The organism is Marinobacter sp. bablab_jr008 (assembly GCF_016464145.1).
Classification (GTDB): Bacteria; Pseudomonadota; Gammaproteobacteria; order Pseudomonadales; family Oleiphilaceae; genus Marinobacter; species Marinobacter nauticus.
The window spans coordinates 97,057-114,761 of the sequence record NZ_JACDWW010000024.1; the positions used below are offsets into that span (position 1 = coordinate 97,057).

Below are 17,705 nucleotides of genomic sequence, written 5' to 3' on the forward strand. Positions count from 1 at the left end.
ACCTATCAGGCGTCCATCTCCGCCATGCCGGTGATGTTGAAACCACCGTCCACATACAGGATTTCACCGGTGATACCAGAGGCCAGGTCGGACGACATGAAGGCGGCGGCGTTGCCAACTTCTTCTGTGGTCACGTTACGACGCAAGGGGGCCTGCTTGGCGTTCTCGGCCAGCATGCGGCGGAAGCTCTTGATGCCTGAAGCGGCCAGGGTCTTGATCGGGCCCGCTGAGATACCGTTCACCCGGATGCCTTCCTTGCCCAGGCTGGCGGCCATATAGCGTACGTTGGCTTCGAGAGACGCCTTGGCCAGACCCATCACGTTGTAGTTCTGCAGCACCCGCTCGGCGCCCAGGTAGCTCAGGGTCAGCAGACTGCTGCCTTCGTGCATCATCTTGCGCGCGCCCTTGGCGAGGGCCACGAAACTGTATGAGCTGATATCGTGGGCAATCCGGAATCCGTCACGGGTGGTGACGTCCACGTAGTTTCCATCCAGCTCATGGGCCGGCGCATAACCAACCGCATGGATGATGATGTCGATGTTGTCCCAGTGTTTGCCCAGTTGCTCGAATACTTGGTCAATCTGCTCGTCGCTGGCGACGTCACAGGGGAAAGTCAGTTTGCTGCCCCACTGTTCCGCAAACTTCTCAACGCGGGACTGCAGTTTCTCGTTCTGATAGGTGAAGGCCATTTCGGCGCCTTCACGAGCGAAGGCCTCGGCAATGCCGTAGGCAATGGAATGTTTGCTGGCGACGCCAACAATCAGTGCTTTTTTGCCACTGAGGATTCCCATGGGTTTCTGCTCCCTGTGTTCCGTGGTTTCGGCGCATTATCCCCGACCTGTCAGGGTCGGGTAACGCTCAATTGGTCGTAGACTGATAGAAAAATGCGGCATTCAGCAGTTCCCGGGTATACGGCTGTTGTGGTTCCCGGAAAATGGTCTCTGCATCGCCGTATTCCACAATCCGGCCTTGCCTGAGTACCAGCAGTTTGTGGCTGAGTGCGCGAACAACGGCCAGATCATGACTGATAAAGATGTAGCTTAGCCTATATCGGGCCTGAATTTCCCGTAAAAGCTCGATCACCTGCTTCTGTACCGTTCTGTCCAGGGCGGAGGTGGGTTCATCCAGAATCATCAGGTCTGGCTGGAGAACCAGCGCGCGTGCTATGGCAATACGCTGACGCTGGCCGCCCGAGAACTCGTGTGGATACCGATGCCGTGCGGCCGGATCCAGTCCCACATCCTGAAGGGCCTGGATAACCCTGGCTTCGTGCTGCCCGGAACTCCCGGGCTCGTGGATTTCCAGTCCTTCACGGATGATTTCTTCAACGGACATCCGCGGGCTGAGGCTGCCAAACGGATCCTGGAAGACAATCTGAACGCGCCGGCGCCATGGCCGGAAAGCCTTCTGGGAAAGGGCGGACAGCTCTGTGCCGCAGAGGCTGAACTGGCCTGTGCTCGGAGTGAGTTTCAGCAAGGCGTGGCCCAGTGTGGTTTTGCCACTGCCACTTTCGCCGACAATACCGAGGGTTTCACCGGCACGCAGCTCGAAGCTGGCATCCTGTACCGCGTGGAAGCTTTCTTTTACCTTGCCCAGCAGGGTCTTGCGAATGGGGAAATGCACATTCACGTTGTTTACGGTCATCAGGGTTTCGGTACCACTACTGGCTGGCAGAGGGTGCTCCGGTGGTTCCGCGTCAATGAGTTTACGGGTGTAGGTATGAGAGGGCGACCTGAACAGCGCTTCTGTCGCGCCTTGTTCGACCATTTTTCCCCGTTCCATCACCACCACGTAATCGGCATACCGGCGGACGATGTTCAGATCGTGGGTAATTAACAGCACTGCCATGCCCAGCTTCTGCTGCAATGATTTCAGCAACTCCAGCACCTGTTTCTGAACCGTCACATCCAGTGCCGTGGTGGGCTCATCCGCAATCAGCAAATCGGGTTCATTGGCCAGAGCCATGGCAATCATTACCCGCTGTTTTTGCCCACCCGATAATTGGTGTGGGTAGCTCGTCAGGCGGGTCTCCGGGGCCGGAATCCCGACCAGTTCCAGTAATTCCAGGCAGCGTTTCCGGGCCTGGGGGCCGCGCATGCCTTTGTGTAGCTCCAGGGTCTCGCCAATCTGCTTTTCGACGGTATGCAACGGATTGAGCGAGGTCATCGGCTCCTGGAAGATCATGCTGATGTGCCGGCCACGAATCTGGCGCAGGCGCTTTTCCTTCGCCTGCAGCAAGTCTTCGCCCTTGTAGAGGATCTGTCCGGCGGGATAAGCCGCATGACGTTCATCCAGCAGCCGAAGTATCGACAGGGCAGATACCGACTTGCCGGAGCCGCTTTCGCCAACCAGCGCGAGAGTCTGGCCTTTGTCGATGCTGAATGACAGCCCGTCAACCACCCGTGGGCCGTTATCGAAGGTGATGGACAGGTCCGAGATGGAAAGCAGGTCACTCATATCAGTTCTTTCTCGGGTCAAAGGCATCGCGCACCGCTTCTCCCACAAACACCAGCAGCGTAAGCATGACGGCCAGTGACACGAATGCGGAAATACCCAGCCAGGGGGCATGAAGGTTGGCTTTACCCTGGGCAATCAGTTCACCCAGTGATGGCGATCCCGAGGGCAGGCCGAACCCCAGGAAATCCAGAGACGTGAGCCCGGTTATGGCGCCGGTGAGAATAAACGGCATGAACGTGAGGGTTGCCACCATGGCATTGGGCAGAATGTGCCGGAACATGATTCTGCGATTATCCAGGCCGAGTGCTCTGGCGGCTTTCACATACTCGAAGTTACGGGCGCGGAGAAACTCAGCCCGCACGACATCCACCAGCCCCATCCAGCTGAACAGCAGCATGATGCCCAGCAACCACCAGAAATTGGGCTGAACAATCGAAGACAGAATGATGAGCAGGTACAACATGGGCAAACCAGACCAGATCTCGATAAAGCGCTGGCCAAACAGATCGATCTTGCCACCGTAGTAGCCCTGAAGTGCGCCAACGGCAACGCCAACGATGGAACTGGCGATGGTGAGCGTCAGGCCGAACAACACCGAAATACGGAAACCATAGATCACCCTGGCAGCCACATCCCGCCCCTGGTCATCGGTTCCCAGCCAGTTCTCGGCACTGGGTGGCGCAGGTGAGGGCACGGTGAGCTCGTAGTTGATGGTGTTATAGCTGAAGCGGATGGGCGGCCAGAGCATCCAGCCATTGCTCTGGATTTCGCTCGCAATGAAGTCGTCCCGGTAATCAGCTTCCGTGGGTAGAAAACCACCAAAGGTTTCTTCGGGCACTTGCTGAATGACCGGAAAGTACCAGTCTCCGTTGTAGGAAACGACCAGGGGTTTATCGTTGGCTATCAGTTCCGCACACAGCGAGAGGCCAAACAGCACCAGAAAAATCCAGAGGCTCCAGAAGCCGCGCCGGTTGGCGGTAAAGTTATTGAGTCGTCTGCGCTGAATCGGCGAGAGGGTTGCCACGATTACGCACCCTCCCGGCTTTCGAAATCGATGCGCGGATCAACCGCGACATAAGTGAGGTCGCTGATCAGCTTCATCACCAGCCCCATCAGCGTCAGGATGTAGAGAGTGCCGAAAATGACCGGATAATCCCGGTTGAGGGCAGCCTCAAAACCAAGCAGGCCGAGGCCGTCCAGCGAGAAGATTACCTCAATCAACAACGACCCGGTAAAGAACAGCGCCACCAGAACGCCGGGCATACTGGCAATGACAATCAGCATGGCATTACGGAACACATGGCCGTAAAGCACCTGCTTCTCTTCCAGGCCCTTGGCCCTGGCGGTGACCACATACTGCTTGCTGATTTCGTCCAGAAACGAGTTCTTGGTCAGCAGCGTGAGGGTAGCGAACCCGCCGATCACGTTTGCGGTCACTGGCAGGGCGAGATGCCAGAAATAATCAGCAACCTTCTGGTACCAGGTCATCTCGTCAAAACCCGGCGAGGTCAGGCCCCGGAGCGGGAACAGATCGAAATAGCTACCGCCGGCAAACAGTACGATCAGCAGGATGGCAAACAGGAATCCGGGAATGGCGTAGCCGACCACGATCGCGGAACTGGTCCAGACATCGAACCGGGAGCCATCCGTGACCGCCTTACGGATGCCCAGTGGAATGGAGACGAGGTAGATAATCAGCGTGGACCAGAGGCCGAGGGAAATGGAGACCGGCATCTTGTCCAGAATCAGTTCGACGACGCTTCTGTCCCGGAAAAAGGAATCGCCGAAATCGAAGGTGGCGTAATCGCCCAGCATTTTGAAAAAGCGTTCGTGCGCAGGCTTGTCGAAGCCGTACATGGCCTCAAGTTCTTCAAGAAGTTCGGGCGGCAGGCCCCGGGAGGCCCGGCTGTCTCCGGAACTGCTCGCCACTTCACTGCCGACATCGCCACCACCGGCGCGCGCCAGAGCGCTGCTGCCGTGGCCTTCCATCTCCGCGAGAATCTGTTCAATGGGGCCACCGGGAGCGGCCTGAACAATGACAAAATTCAACAGCATGATCCCCACCAGGGTGGGGATGATCAGGGCGAGGCGGCGGAGTATGTAAATGCCCATTCAGGGAGCAGTCCTTACTACAGCGTCGTGATAGCGAACGGTATCAGCGTTCACTCCACCAGTTGTTAAGGTCGATGCCGTTCTTGGGCGTGTTGGCCGGGCGTTTCAGGTGGTTCCAGTAGGCCACCCGATCCTTGCGCAAATGCCAGTGCGGGATCACGTAATGGCCATTCAGCAGCACACGATCCAGTGCGTGCACCCGGCGTACAAGCTCTTCCCGGTCCGGCGCCTGAATGACCATGTTGACCAGCTCATCGATGACGGGATCGCTAACGCCCATGAAATTGCGGGAGCCGGGTACATCGGCATTACTCGAGTGCCAGTAGTCCCGTTGTTCATTACCCGGAGAATCAGATTGAGGCAGCACCTGGGTGATCATGTCGAAATCAAAACTCCGAACCCGCTGAACATACTGGTTGCTGTCGACCAGGCGCACCGACACATCGATGCCCAACTTTCCAAGATTCTGTTTGAAGGGTAGAACCACTCGTTCAAAGCTTTTCTGGAACAGAAGGATCTCGAATGCCAGTGGTTTGCCGGTCTCCTGATGGACCATTTTGCCATTCTTGATCTGATACCCGGCTTCGGTCAGAAGTTTCATTGCGGTACGCAGATTGTCCCGCAGGCTGACGCCGTTACCGGTATCCGGTGGTACATAGGCCTCTGTGAAAACGTCGGGGCTTAGTTGATCCCGATAGGCTTCAAGAATTTCAAGCTCTCGCCCTTCAGGCAAGCCCGACGAGGCAAGATCGCTGTTCTCAAAATAGCTGCTGGTGCGAGTGTACTGGCCAAAGAACAGGTTCTGGTTGGCCCACTGGAAATCAAAACCGTAGGCCAGCGCCTCCCGAACCAGGGGATCCTGAAACACCGGCTTGCGGGTATTGAAGATAAAGCCCTGCATGCCGGTGGGGCGGTGGTGCTCAATGGCTTCTTTCTCAATATCGCCGCTCTCGAACTGACGACCGGTATAGGCAGTGGCCCAGTTCTTGGCGGAGGTTTCCTGGCGGAAATGGAAATTACCGGCTTTGAAAGCCTCCAGGGCGACGGTGTCGTCGTTGTAGTACTCGTAGGAAATGGTGTCGAAGTTGAACCGGCCTTTGCGTACACCCAGATCTTTGGCCCAGTAGTCGTCGACTCTTTGATAGGTAACCGAACGGCCGGCATCAAAAGAGGCAATCCGGTAAGGGCCACTGCCCACCGGGATGGTCAGGCCGCTGCTTTCAAACTCTCGATCCTGCCAGAAATGTTCTGGCAGGACGGGCATCTGGCCAAGAATCAGGGGCAGTTCCCGATTGTTGGTTTGCGCAAAGTCAAAGCGGATCCGGTGACTGTTTTCAATGGTGACCTTGTCTACATCCGCGTAGTAGTTGCGGTAAAACGGGTGGCCTTCGGTGGTCAGAATCCGGTAGGAAAACTCCACGTCTTCAGCGGTGATTGGTTCACCGTCCTGGAAGCGGGCCTCTTTATTCAGATTGAAGATGACAAAGCTGCGGTCTTCCGGCACTTCAACGGACTCGGCAATCAGCCCATATTCGGAAAACGGCTCGTCGGCAGAAGACTCCAGAAGGGTATCGTACACGTATGCGTTAATACCCGCCGCAGAGATGCCCCGGATGACAAAGGGGTTAAAACTATCGAAGCCGTTGGCAACCACAGATAACTTCAGTTCGCCGCCTTTCGGGGCCTCCGGGTTGACGTAGTCGAAGTGACTGAAATCCGCAGGGTACTTCAGTTCACCGTGCATGGCGATGCCATGCACAGGAGTGGGGTTTTCGGTGACGCCTTCATCGGCTGAGGCGAAACAGGCAGACGCTGCCAGAGCCAGCGTCGCGGTAATTCTGGTCAGCAAGGGTGCTTCTGGTTTTTTTGTCATGGTTCTCGCACGTTACGGACTGTTTCTTATGTCCACGTAGAGTACCAGACTTTGGCCGGGTTGGAGATAACGGTCCGTATTAAGATCGTTCCATGATGCGATGTCACGCACATTCACCGAAAACCGGCTGGCGATGGCGGACAGGGAGTCGCCGCTGCGAACCCGGTATCCTACCTTGCGCACCATGGCCTTGCCCCGGGTATTCGAAGCTACCATGGTCGGCTTTGAAGTTTTCGACCAGATCACCAGCTCCTTGCCTGGAATCAGGGGGTCTCCCGGTGCCATGCCATTCCAGGCAGCCACTTCCCGAACCGAAACCCGGTGCTCCCTGGCGATATCCCAGAAGGTATCGCCCCGGCGCACGGTGTACCGTATCTTGTTGCCGCTGCGCTTGCGATCCTGTGTTCGCTCCAGTCGCTGGGCCTGGCTTAGCGCATAGGCGTCGGAGCCCTTGGTGGAAGACGGAATCAGCAGTTGCTGGCCAATCCGGATCAGGTCACTGTTGAGTTTGTTGACCTGTTGAATGACCGATGGGGTAGTGGAGAACTTGCGGGCAATAGTGTTCAGGCTGTCACCCTTGCGGACTTTATAGTTCTGCCAGGATACACGCTGTTCGCTTGGGAACTCTGCCAGTGCGGTTTGGAATGCCTCGGCCTGTTGCTTGGGTACCAGCAAGCGATGGGGGCCATCCGGATTGGTTGCCCAGCGATTGTAGGACGGGTTCAGCAGATAGATTTCATCAATATCCACGCCGGCTAATTCTGCGGCCTGGGCCAGATCCAGCTGGGAGCCGGTATCCACCACTTCGAAATACGGTTCGTCTTTTAATGGTGGCAGGTCGATACCGTGGGCTTTCGGATCGTCGAAAATTTTTGCCAGGGCAATCAGTTTGGGCACATAGTGGCGGGTCTCCGTCGGTAATGTCAGAGACCAGTAATCTGTGGATTTTCCGGCGTTGCGGTTACGACGCATGGCGCTGGATACGGTCCCGCCCCCGGAATTATAAGCGGCCAGGGCCAGGGTGTAATCGCCATCGAACCGGTTGGCCAGGCGCTCCAGGTAAGTCAGGGCAGCATCGGTAGCCGCAATCACGTCCCGTCGGTCATCATGCCACCAGCTTTGGGTCAGCCCGAAGTATTTGCCGGTAGACGGGATGAACTGCCAAAGCCCGGCAGCGCGACCGTGGGAGTAGGCAAAAGGATCAAAGGCGCTTTCTACCACTGGCAACAGAGCCAGTTCGCTGGGCAGGCCGCGTTTTTCGGTTTCATTGATAATGTAATGCAGGTACCGGGAGCCTCTTTCCACCACGCGATCGATGTAACGGGGGTGGCGCACGTACCAGTCCAATTGAGCCTGTACCCTGGCATTGTCGACGGAGTGGTCCATGGTGAAACCGGCGCGAAGTCGTGACCACAGATCGTCTGTTCTGGTGGATGCGTCGGATTGTCGGGCGGGATTGTCCAGTTTTTCCCGAGCTTGCTGGGCCTTGGCCTGAAGTTCCGGGGAGATGGCGTCATCTAATGGTGCCCCGCTGGCACTGTCCTCTCCATTGCCGGCAGCGACGTCAGCCTTGAGGTCCTCATCGCCCTTGGCAACAACCACTTGCTGTGAGTCCAGGGGGTCTTTTTGCTGATTCTCTTCCTCGGTCCCGAACCAGGCCGAAGGTGTATGCCAGTTTTCGGCGATCTGACTGGTACTGCAGCCGCTGAAAAGGGTTGACGCGAGAAGGATGAAGGGCAGTCGTTTTACCGGCATAAACACAGGGTTCCGGGTGGAGCCGGCGGGTATCTGTAAAAATAGCCGGCATATTTAACAGGTTACGTTCGATAATTGCTCGAAATTCTATGGGAGCGTTTTCCGGGCGGTCAAGCCGAGCCATGTTACGGCTGTGAGATAAATTGTTAAGCAGTGACCGCCCGCACGCTCAGAAGTTATCCTTGCCGTGGCGCACGGCTGCAAAAACCGCACAATCCGAGCCGGTGGCAAGGCGGTGTGTGGTGCTGTAATTCTCGGCGGCCTCTATGACCATGGCATCATCCCACCGAAGGAATGGATTCAGCTGTTTCTCCTGGCCGATCGTGGTCGGCACGGTTGGCTTACCCCGTTCCCGAAGGTCTTTGCAGGCGTTCTCAAACTCGGCCAACGCCTTATCTTCGGGTAGCCAGTGACGGGCGAAGCGAAGGTTTGCCAGGGTGTATTCATGAGCACAGTATACTGCAGTGTTATCCGGAAGGTCCCGCAGGGTCTGGAGCGAGGTATGCATCTGCTCCGGTGTGCCTTCGAACAGTCGTCCGCAGCCGCAGACAAACAGTGTGTCGCCGCAGAATAGAACGGGGTTGTCATTTACCTGGGTGTCGCTGTAATAGGCAATATGATCCAGTGTATGGCCGGGAACTGCCAGGACATCGAACGTGATGCCTTCCCAGACGACTTCATCGCCGGCATGGACCGTGTTTGTGGCACCCTTGAAGGGTGAATCCGTCGGCCCAACAATACGGATGTCCGGATACTGTTGCTGAAGCTCTTTCACGCCGCCGGTGTGATCCGGGTGGTGATGGGTGAGCAGGATGGTGTCTGCTGAGAAACCGCTGTCACTGAGATAGTCCAGTACCGGCTTTGCCTGGCCGGGATCGACTATCAGGGTCTTGCCGGACTCAAGGTTGGTAAGGCACCAGATATAGTTGTCTGAGAATGCCGGAACCGGATGAATGCGCAAGGTGGCCACCCCATGTGTTCAATGAATGTGCCTGTTATGATAATGCAACAACGGGTACAGCCCAAGGAGCGGCAGGTTGCGCGAGCAATCAAGCCTTTAGTGGATCGGGTAGGGGAGCCAGCGTGACAACCAGCGGCGTGATTGACTATTCAGCACGACATGAGAGCTTTGAGCGTTGGGTGCAGACCCCCCTCGGCCGCTCCCTGCTGGCCAGCCAGAGAGCGGTGCTTGATAAGGAACTGCAAGGCCTTACGGGGGCAAGACAACTTCAGGTCGGCCTGAGTCACCGATTGCCTTTGGCGAGTGGTACCGATTTTGCCCAGAAGATTATTACCTGCCCGGCCTGGCATGCCCATATGCCAGAGGGCGTGGCGGTTTGTGACGCCGACGAGCTGCCGTTTCCCGGTGATTCCATGGATCTTGTGATCCTTCATCATACGGCCGATTTCTCTCCGGATCCGCACCAGGTACTTCGCGAGTCCGCCCGTGTATTGCGAGGTGAGGGGCGCATCGCTCTGGTTGGGTTCAACCCCCTCAGTCTCTGGGGCGCACGCAGGCTGGTTTCCCGCCATCGGTTTGGCCCCTGGGGTGGTCGGTTCCTGATGCGATCACGAATGGAGGACTGGCTCAGGTTGCTGGGGTTCGAGCTGGAAAACAGTGGCACCTATTTCTGTACCCTTCCGCTGCAGCGAAAACACGGGGCATCCGGAAGACGGCAGCGTTTGGCCGCCAGTAGCCGCCCTCATTTACTGCCCACGGGCGCCTATTACTGTATCCTTGCGCGCAAACGCGAATACGCCGGGATCCGGACCAGGGCATCCTGGCGCAAGAGCAAGGTGATTTCTTTGCCCGGAACCGTGGGGGTATCCAGTGGCTGTGCCAGCCATAGCTCAGGCAGGGTGGACAGGCGTGGAACAGAACAGGAGCAGTAATGGCTGGTAAGGTAGTGATGTATACCGACGGAGCCTGTAAAGGTAACCCGGGCCCCGGGGGGTGGGGTGTTGTGTTGCGCTATGGCGATGCGTGCAAGACCATGCACGGTGGCGAGTTGCAAACCACCAACAACCGAATGGAGCTGATGGCGGCCATTCGAGGCTTAAGGGAGCTCAAGCGCGCTTGCCAGGTGGAGTTGTATACGGACTCACAATACGTGCGCAAGGGCATTACCGAATGGATGAGCGGCTGGAAGCGCAATGGCTGGAAAACCTCGGCAAAGAAACCGGTCAAGAATGCGGATCTGTGGCAGGAGCTCGATGCTGAAACTGCCCGGCACACCGTTAACTGGCATTGGGTGAAGGGTCATTCAGGGCATCCTGATAACGAGTTGGCGGATGAGTTGGCCAACCGCGGAGTCCGCGAACTGAACGGGGCCTGAACCCTGGCCCCTGGAAAACCGATTAATGAGCAGTGAGTGAGAGCGCAGTTGCATGAGACAGATCGTACTGGATACCGAAACCACGGGTATTGATCCGAACGAAGGTCACCGCATTATCGAAATTGGTTGTGTGGAAGTGATCGAGCGCGAGCTGACCGGTCGCAACTATCACGTATACATTAACCCTGAGCGGGAGGTAGAAGCGGAGGCTATCACCGTTCACGGTATCACCAATGAATTTCTGGCCGACAAGCCAAAGTTTGCGGAGGTTGCCGACGAGTTCTTTGAGTTCATCAAGGGTGCAGAGCTGGTCATCCATAACGCCGCGTTCGACGTGGGCTTCATGGACTCCGAATTCGCCCGTCTGAAACCGGTTCGGAAAACAGCAGACCATTGCGGCATTGTCGATTCACTGGCCATTGCCAGGAAAAAGCACCCGGGCCAGAAAAACAATCTCGACGCCCTGTGCAAGCGTTATGGAGTGGATAACTCCAACCGTGACCTTCACGGGGCATTGCTGGACGCCGAGATCCTGGCAGACGTCTATCTGCTGATGACCGGCGGCCAGACCGCGCTTTCCCTGGATGCCGGCTCCGGCGATGAAGGTGGCGATGGCGGTATTCGCCGAATCTCCGGTGAGCGCGCGCCTTTGGCGGTGGTTCGGGCCTCCAGTGATGAAGCCTCGGCCCATGATGAGTTCATGGCGATGATGGAGAAGCAGGCCGGAGAAACGGTGTGGTCCCGGTTGCAGGCAACAGAATGAGAACCACGTTCAGCTGTACCATTTGTTACATTCCGGCTTTCTTGAGCTACTTGAGTTTTGTGTTATAAGTAATGATAAGTTCGCCAGTTTTTTGCGAACCGTTCAGGTATGGGCAAGGGCTGCCTCGCTGAACAGGAAGGACCTGCCCGTATGCAGGCTGCAGTTCATGAACAGGATGCGGTAGTCTCCGCAAATTAACAGGAAGCGTTTATGGTTCAATCGTCTCTGGCGACGAAATCGCAGTCGTTTGATCTGGTCAAAAGTGAAATCGAACAGACCATCAAGCAGGCAGAATCCAGCCTTGAGCGCTTTCAGGAAAACCGCGAGAGCGGGGAAGATCTGCAGAACTGTGTTGATTACCTGAACCAGCTTCGGGGAATCTTCATTCTGGTGGAGCTCCGGGGCGGAACCCTGCTTTGCCAGGAAGCGGTTAATCTCGCCAATGATGTTCCGGTTGGTGCCAACGACGACAAGAATATACTGCTGACAGCACTTAACAGCGCGCTGTTCATTCTCCGCCGTTACGTCGAGTACTACCATCAGCAACGTGAAGATCATCCCGAGCTGCTGCTGCCCGTGATCAATGATCTGCGTGAAGCCCGTCGTGAGAAACCTTATCCCGAATCCTGCTTCTTTGATATCGACATCAAGGAGCGCCCGGACTTTTGCAGCGATCTGGGGCTCAGGCCCATGGATGATGCAGAGTCTGAATATGAAATCCTGGCCCGTCGCATGCGCCTGACCTTCCAGGTGGCACTGCTCGGCATTCTCCGCGAGCGCAACGAAGCGGTTAGCAAGAAGCTCATTGCCAGGGCTGCCCGTGGTCTCGCACGGCTGTGTCAGGGAGCGCCTATGGGGCAGATGTGGTGCCTGCTGGCGTTGGTCTCCGATACCATGCTGGATCGTGCCATGGGCTTTAGCAAGGCCCGCAAGCGTCTGCTGATGCGAATCGAGAAATACGCTCGGGAAGTGGTATATGTCGGCAAGGTAGCTACCGCCAAGGATGCCCCCGAATCGCTGATCAAAGATCTGATCTATCTGCTTTACCGCAGTGGCTCAGCCAACCCTGAGGTGACGCGGGTACTCTCTGCTTATCAGCTCGGTCCTGCCGAATTCCCGGACGCACTTCTTGAGGCTCATTCCCGGCGCCTCTATGGCCCTGGCACGGACGTGCTCAAATCCCTGTCTGAAGCCTTGCAGGAAGAGCTTAATCAGCTGAAAGACAAGCTGGACATCATTGAGCGCGGAATAGAACCGGATCTGGCCGAACTTGCCTCGATTGCCGATACTCTGGAGCGCCTGGCCAATACGCTGGTGATGCTCGATCTGAACCGCCTGGCCAGTATTTCCCGTGAAGAAGCGGCCAAACTGCGTAAATGGGAAGAGGAAAACCGCCTGCCGGCGGAGGAGGAGCTCTATCGTCTGGCGGATTCCGTGCTGGGGGTGGAAGATGCCGTCATGCAGATTGTCACTCGCGGCATCACCTCAGAGACCGACGCCCTTGCCGGCGCAGAACGGAGCCGGGACGAATCCGTGTACCTGCAGGAAGCCATCTGGGTTGTGGCGGATGAGGCCCGTAGTGCGTTGACCCTTGCCAAGCGAGCGATCACAGCATTTATCGAATCCGATTACGACAAGCTTCATCTGGCCAATCTGCCGGGGACACTGCGCAGTATCTGGGGTGGCTTGCAAATGGTGGACGACCCGATCGCAGCGGACGTCATTGCCAGGGTCGCGACGTCTATTCAGGAGCGCCTGCTGGATGCGCGCGAAGCCCCTGCGTCTCAGGTTCTGGAAGCGCTGGCGGATGCGCTCACCTCGCTCGAGTACTACATTGAAGGCGTCGGTCGGCGGGAAGACAGGAATGTAGACCTGCTCAAGCTGGCTCAGAGTTCGCTGGATGACGTCGGTCTGTAGACGCCAGGGTGGCCCGAATTTCTGAATGGCATAAAAAAACCTGCGGTTTGCGCAGGTTTTTTTATAGCTGGTGTTTAACCGGGCTCAGCCCATGTTGAACAGTTCACCCAGCTTGGTTGCCAGCATCATGTCGCCTTCGGCGCGTAGCTGACCAGCCATGAACGCCTGCATGCCGTCGGTCTCGCCAGAGACGATACCCTGCAGGGTTTCAGAGTTCATGATCAGGGTAACAGAAGGATCGTCGTGTGCGCCTTCGTGCAGCTTGCAGGTGCCGTCATTGATCACGAGGTGGTAAGTCTTGTCGTCTTCGATGTCGAACTGGAATACCAGGTCCAGGCCCTGTGCTGCGTCTGCGTTGAAGTTCTGTTCGAGTTTTTCAAATACCTGAGCTACAGACATTGTTTTACCCTTTTTGATGGTTGTCTTGTCATGGTGGTGACGACTAGTGATCCCTGGCAGAGGCAGCCTGTACAGCAGCCGGGGTAGCGCCAACCTCGCAATCCGACTTTATGGTTAGAGCCGGTTCGTGTCAAGCTTGATCGAACGCTTGTTTTAATTTTATCGCGGGCTTATCAGGCCTGTGCCGAGGCGGTACACTTCGGGGTTTGCAAATACGTGTGGAGACTGCATTTTGGAATTTCTGACCGAATACGGCCTGTTTCTCGCCAAGGTGGCGACTTTCGTGGTGGCGGCGATTGTGCTCGTGTCCATCATTGTCTCGGCAACCCAGAAAGACCGGGACGATCACGAAGGTGAGGGTGAGCTGAAAATACGCAAGCTGAACGATCAGTATCGCCGGCTCAGAGAGTCAATCCAGGCCAGGTTGATGACAGACCAGGAACGAAAGGCTTGGCAGAAGAAAAAGAAAAAAGAGGACAAGGCTGAAAAGAAAGCCGCGAAGAAGCAGCCAGAACCTGACGCTACCGAAGAGAAAACGGCGCGGGTTTACGTGCTCGATTTCGACGGTGACATTAAAGCCAGCGATACCGATACCCTGCGGCGTTCAGTGTCGGCGGTTCTCGGTGTCGCCAATCCGGAAACGGACGAAGTGGTTATCCGCCTGGAGAGCGGCGGTGGTCTGGTTCATGCCTATGGCCTGGCGGCAGCCCAGCTGGACCGGATTCGCAGCAAGGGCATCAAGCTGACTGCTTGTGTCGACAAGGTTGCGGCCAGCGGCGGCTATATGATGGCCTGCGTGGCTGATCGCATTATTGCTTCGCCGTTTGCCGTGCTCGGTTCCATCGGGGTGGTGGCGCAACTCCCGAACTTCCACCGGTTCCTGAAAAAGAACGACGTTGACTTTGAGGTGCTCACCGCGGGTGAACACAAGCGAACGCTGACAGTCTTTGGTGAGAATACCGATAAGGGACGCCAGAAATTCCTCGAGGACCTGGAGGATACCCATGTCCTGTTCAAGGAGTATGTGAGTGAGCGGCGTCCGGATCTGGATATTCAGGCGGTTGCCAATGGAGATATCTGGTTCGGCAAGCGCGCTCTGGACGTGAAGCTGATCGATGAGATCAAAACGTCTGACGAATACCTGATTGAGGCTTGTGAGCGGGGAGACGTGATCTCAGTGTCTTTCCAGCGCAAACGTACACTGCCGGAAAAGCTCGGTTTGGCTACCAGCGCGGCGCTGGAACATACCGTCTGGAAAGTGTTGAGTGCGTTTCGGAATCAAAAAATGCAGTAAACCAGAACTGAACACCAGCGCATGACGACTCATGCGCTGGTGATTGGTCTCAGGAGGCCCGGCGGCGGAACAGGGGCTGGTCCGTGTCGGTCGCAGCCTGGTAGGTCTGGGTGAAGAAGCTCAGGCACTTCGGTGCCTTTGCAATGTCCTTGTCAGCGCGCAGTACGTAGCTGTCAAAGCCACAGCGCTTCATGAACTGAAGCTGGTCAAGCAGAACATCGCCAATGGCTCGCAGCTCGCCGCGGTACCCGAACCGTTCACGCAGCAAACGGCCAATGCTGTAACCACGGCCATCGACAAAGCGCGGGAAATTCACCGCGATCAGTGGCAATTCATTCACTTTCTCGCCAAGCAATTCCGGCTCATCGTGGCTGTCAAACCAGACACCCACTGAGGGCTTTGCGGCAAAGTGCTCATGGCCGGCCAGCCACAGATCTGCCGGAATCAAGACCGGCTTATCTTCAGGAATATCCATGGATTCACCCGCCGCAGGGCGGGGCACCACAACCCAGTCGTCATTACGAATCGTGCCGTCAGCGGCAATTACATCAGGCATATACCCGCTCCTTGAAAGGATCCAGACCGACCCGGCGATAGGTGTCCAGGAAGGTTTCCTCTTCCGTCCGGTTTTCTACGTAAACATTGATCAGCTTGGCGATGACCTCTGGCATTTCCTCACGAGCGAAGGACGGCCCCAGAATCTTGCCGATGGTGGCGTCGTGGTGTGACGATCCACCCAGGCTGATCTGATAGAACTCTTCGCCTTTCTTGTCGACGCCCAGAACACCAATATTGCCCACGTGGTGGTGGCCACAGGCGTTCATGCAGCCTGAAATGTTCAGGTCGATGGGACCGAGGTCGTACAGGAAGTCCAGGTCATCAAAACGACGCTGGATTGCTTCAGCCACAGGAATCGACTTGGCGTTGGCCAGGGCGCAGAAATCGCCGCCGGGGCAGCAGATAACGTCGTTCAGTGTGTTCAGGTTCGCCGTTGCGAAGCCCAAAGGCACAAGCTTTTGCCAGAGCTCAAACAGCCGATCCTGGCGGACGTCTGCCAGCACCACATTCTGCTCGTGAGTGGCCCGGGCTTCGCCGTAGCTGTACTCATCCGCAAGGTCGGCAATCTGCTCCAACTGGAAGTCGGTGACATCCCCCGGGGGCGTACCGGTCTTCTTGAGTGTCAGGGTCACAATGGCGTAGCCGGGCTTTTTGTGACTGTTGACGTTGTGGGTCAGCCACTTGTCGAACTCACGGTTCTCAAAGCGCTGCGTTGCCAGCAGGTCGGTGGCATTGTCCAGTGCATCATAGGACGGCTCAGTAAAGTAGCCCTGGAATTTGGTCACCACCTCCGGTGTCAGCCTTGAAGGAGAGTCCTTGATGTGGGCCCACTCTGCTTCCACTTTCTCGGCGAAGCCTTCCGGGCTCAGTGCCTTAACGAGAATCTTGATACGCGCCTTGAACTTGTTGTCACGGCGGCCGTAGCGGTTGTAAACCCGGACAATGGCTTCCAGGTAGGTCAGCAGATCCAGTTCCGGCAGGAAGTCGCGGATGACCGGGCCAACCATGGGGGTACGGCCAAGTCCGCCACCGACGTGCACCCGGAAGCCGAGTTCGCCCTGGTCATTGCGCACCAGCTGCAAGCCGATGTCATGGACCCGGATAGCCGCACGATCCGTGTGTTCAGAGGCATTCACGGCAATTTTGAATTTACGTGGTAAAAACGCAAATTCCGGGTGGAATGTCGACCACTGGCGAATAATCTCGCAGTAGGGGCGAGGATCAGCAATTTCGTCCACCTGGACACCGGAGAACGGGTCCGTGGTGGTGTTCCGGATGCAGTTACCGCTGGTCTGATTTGCGTGCATTTCCACTTCCGCCAGCTCAGCCAGGATATCGGGCACGTCTTCCAGGTTCGGCCAGTTCAGCTGGATGTTGGTGCGGGTGGTGAAATGAGCGTAGCCTTTATCATAGTCCCGGGTTACGCGTGCCAAACGGCGGAGCTGCTCGGAGCGAAGCATGCCGTAAGGGATACAGATACGGAGCATGGGTGCGAGACGCTGAACATAAAGCCCGTTCTGCAGTCGAAGTGGAAGGAATTCCTCTTCAGACAGCTCACCAGCAAGGGCGCGCTCGGTCTGGTCACGGAATTGGGCAACACGCTCTGCGGCTATCTGCCGGTCGTGCTCATCATAAACGTACATAGTGGAACGTCCTGCCTGCTACATCAGAAGAGCTAAAATTTACGGCCGGGTTTCATGGACCGGGCCTTATTCCTGCGAGGCAGGATACCATCGTGTTTTTATTCTCAAAATGATTATTTCAACATAACATTATCGATTCAGGTGATAAGTGATCGCCGCCGGAACTGGACGAATGTCAATTTGCTGCTTTACTTGATCGGGAAAGCCAGAAAAACAACAACTTCGGGTAGGAAGGAGGAAGTGCCATGAAAAAATCCGTGCAATCAGACAGTCAGGCCGATGCAGTGGCGGCGGTATTGCTCGTGCTGCTGGCAGTGGCCTTTGCGGTGGTCTGGGTATCCGGGCAGTAGGCTACTGCCCGGCCAATACCAGTTTGACCACGATGATCAGCCCGCCCACAAACGCGACGGTAAACAGAACGCCGGCAACGATATAGGGCAGCGGGCTGTGGTGTGAAAAGTCTTCCTGGCGGCGCTTGTCAGACTGCACACCGAAAGCGCCGGCAAGGATGCTTTGCATGATCTTCAGAACCCCCGGGCTGCGGGGGCGTTCATTGTTATTGTTGTTTTCGGTCACGTCATTCATGGAATACGCCTCA

General features: G+C 56.5%; 16 protein-coding genes. 5 read left to right on the forward strand and 11 right to left on the reverse strand.

Going from position 1 to position 17,705, the window contains the following annotated elements; genetic code table 11:
- Positions 1-5 precede the first annotated feature (5 nt).
- The 7 genes from JIF53_RS01195 to gloB form a co-directional block, all read right to left on the reverse strand.
- Positions 6-791: an enoyl-ACP reductase FabI gene (locus tag JIF53_RS01195; protein ID WP_014421393.1), complete on the reverse strand. Its 786-nt coding sequence runs from the start codon at positions 789-791 to the stop codon at positions 6-8.
- Between the two features lie 67 nt (positions 792-858).
- Entirely contained in the window at positions 859-2,457 is a 1,599-nt protein-coding gene (locus tag JIF53_RS01200) for an ABC transporter ATP-binding protein (protein WP_199451647.1), read from the reverse strand.
- 1 nt (position 2,458) lies between these two features.
- Entirely contained in the window at positions 2,459-3,481 is a 1,023-nt protein-coding gene (locus JIF53_RS01205; RefSeq protein ID WP_113880113.1) for an ABC transporter permease, read from the reverse strand.
- A gap of 2 nt (positions 3,482-3,483) precedes the next feature.
- The gene (locus JIF53_RS01210; protein ID WP_022991191.1) at positions 3,484-4,569 is read right to left on the reverse strand and encodes a microcin C ABC transporter permease YejB; all 1,086 of its coding nucleotides are present in this window, start codon (positions 4,567-4,569) and stop codon (positions 3,484-3,486) included.
- A gap of 43 nt (positions 4,570-4,612) precedes the next feature.
- Positions 4,613-6,442, reverse strand: a complete 1,830-nt coding sequence (locus JIF53_RS01215; RefSeq protein WP_199451648.1) for an extracellular solute-binding protein — start codon at positions 6,440-6,442, stop codon at positions 4,613-4,615.
- Positions 6,443-6,454: 12 nt separating this feature from the next.
- The gene (locus JIF53_RS01220; protein WP_113880111.1) at positions 6,455-8,197 is read right to left on the reverse strand and encodes a LysM peptidoglycan-binding domain-containing protein; all 1,743 of its coding nucleotides are present in this window, start codon (positions 8,195-8,197) and stop codon (positions 6,455-6,457) included.
- Between the two features lie 169 nt (positions 8,198-8,366).
- Complete coding sequence (gene gloB, locus JIF53_RS01225; protein ID WP_113880219.1) at positions 8,367-9,158, reverse strand: hydroxyacylglutathione hydrolase; 792 nt, start codon at positions 9,156-9,158, stop codon at positions 8,367-8,369.
- A gap of 122 nt (positions 9,159-9,280) precedes the next feature.
- On the opposite strand from gloB, the gene JIF53_RS01230 reads away from it, so the two are divergent.
- The 4 genes from JIF53_RS01230 (at position 9,281) to JIF53_RS01245 (ending at position 13,213) form a co-directional block, all read left to right on the forward strand.
- A complete protein-coding gene (locus JIF53_RS01230; protein ID WP_113880110.1) occupies positions 9,281-10,090 on the forward strand; it encodes a class I SAM-dependent methyltransferase in 810 nt (269 codons plus the stop codon).
- Positions 10,090-10,533, forward strand: coding sequence for a ribonuclease HI (rnhA, locus tag JIF53_RS01235; protein ID WP_011785020.1), 444 nt, complete (start codon positions 10,090-10,092; stop codon positions 10,531-10,533). Before JIF53_RS01230 ends, rnhA begins: the two co-directional genes overlap by 1 nt.
- Before the next feature lie 52 nt (positions 10,534-10,585).
- Complete coding sequence (dnaQ, locus tag JIF53_RS01240) at positions 10,586-11,296, forward strand: DNA polymerase III subunit epsilon (RefSeq protein ID WP_153739912.1); 711 nt, start codon at positions 10,586-10,588, stop codon at positions 11,294-11,296.
- Positions 11,297-11,506: 210 nt separating this feature from the next.
- Positions 11,507-13,213, forward strand: coding sequence for a chemotaxis protein (locus JIF53_RS01245; RefSeq protein WP_153739911.1), 1,707 nt, complete (start codon positions 11,507-11,509; stop codon positions 13,211-13,213).
- 84 nt (positions 13,214-13,297) lie between these two features.
- Here the strand turns inward: JIF53_RS01245 and JIF53_RS01250 are convergent, their stop codons facing one another.
- Positions 13,298-13,612 (reverse strand): SCP2 sterol-binding domain-containing protein, encoded by a 315-nt coding sequence (locus JIF53_RS01250; RefSeq protein WP_011785017.1) that lies wholly within the window; start codon positions 13,610-13,612, stop codon positions 13,298-13,300.
- Positions 13,613-13,844: 232 nt separating this feature from the next.
- Between JIF53_RS01250 and sohB the strand changes: the two genes are divergently transcribed.
- Complete coding sequence (sohB, locus tag JIF53_RS01255; protein WP_199451649.1) at positions 13,845-14,906, forward strand: protease SohB; 1,062 nt, start codon at positions 13,845-13,847, stop codon at positions 14,904-14,906.
- Between the two features lie 49 nt (positions 14,907-14,955).
- Here sohB and JIF53_RS01260 read toward each other — a convergent pair whose 3' ends face one another.
- The 3 genes from JIF53_RS01260 to JIF53_RS01270 all read right to left on the reverse strand — a co-directional run bounded on the left by JIF53_RS01260 (position 14,956) and on the right by JIF53_RS01270 (position 17,692).
- Complete coding sequence (locus tag JIF53_RS01260) at positions 14,956-15,462, reverse strand: DUF934 domain-containing protein (RefSeq protein WP_022991198.1); 507 nt, start codon at positions 15,460-15,462, stop codon at positions 14,956-14,958.
- Positions 15,455-17,107 carry a nitrite/sulfite reductase gene (locus JIF53_RS01265; RefSeq protein WP_153739909.1) on the reverse strand — a complete coding sequence of 551 codons (1,653 nt, stop codon included), beginning with the start codon at positions 17,105-17,107 and terminating at the stop codon, positions 15,455-15,457. The genes JIF53_RS01260 and JIF53_RS01265 overlap by 8 nt, the downstream gene beginning before the upstream one ends.
- Positions 17,108-17,458: 351 nt before the next feature.
- A complete protein-coding gene (locus tag JIF53_RS01270) occupies positions 17,459-17,692 on the reverse strand; it encodes a DUF2970 domain-containing protein (protein WP_014421407.1) in 234 nt (77 codons plus the stop codon).
- Positions 17,693-17,705 lie beyond the last annotated feature (13 nt).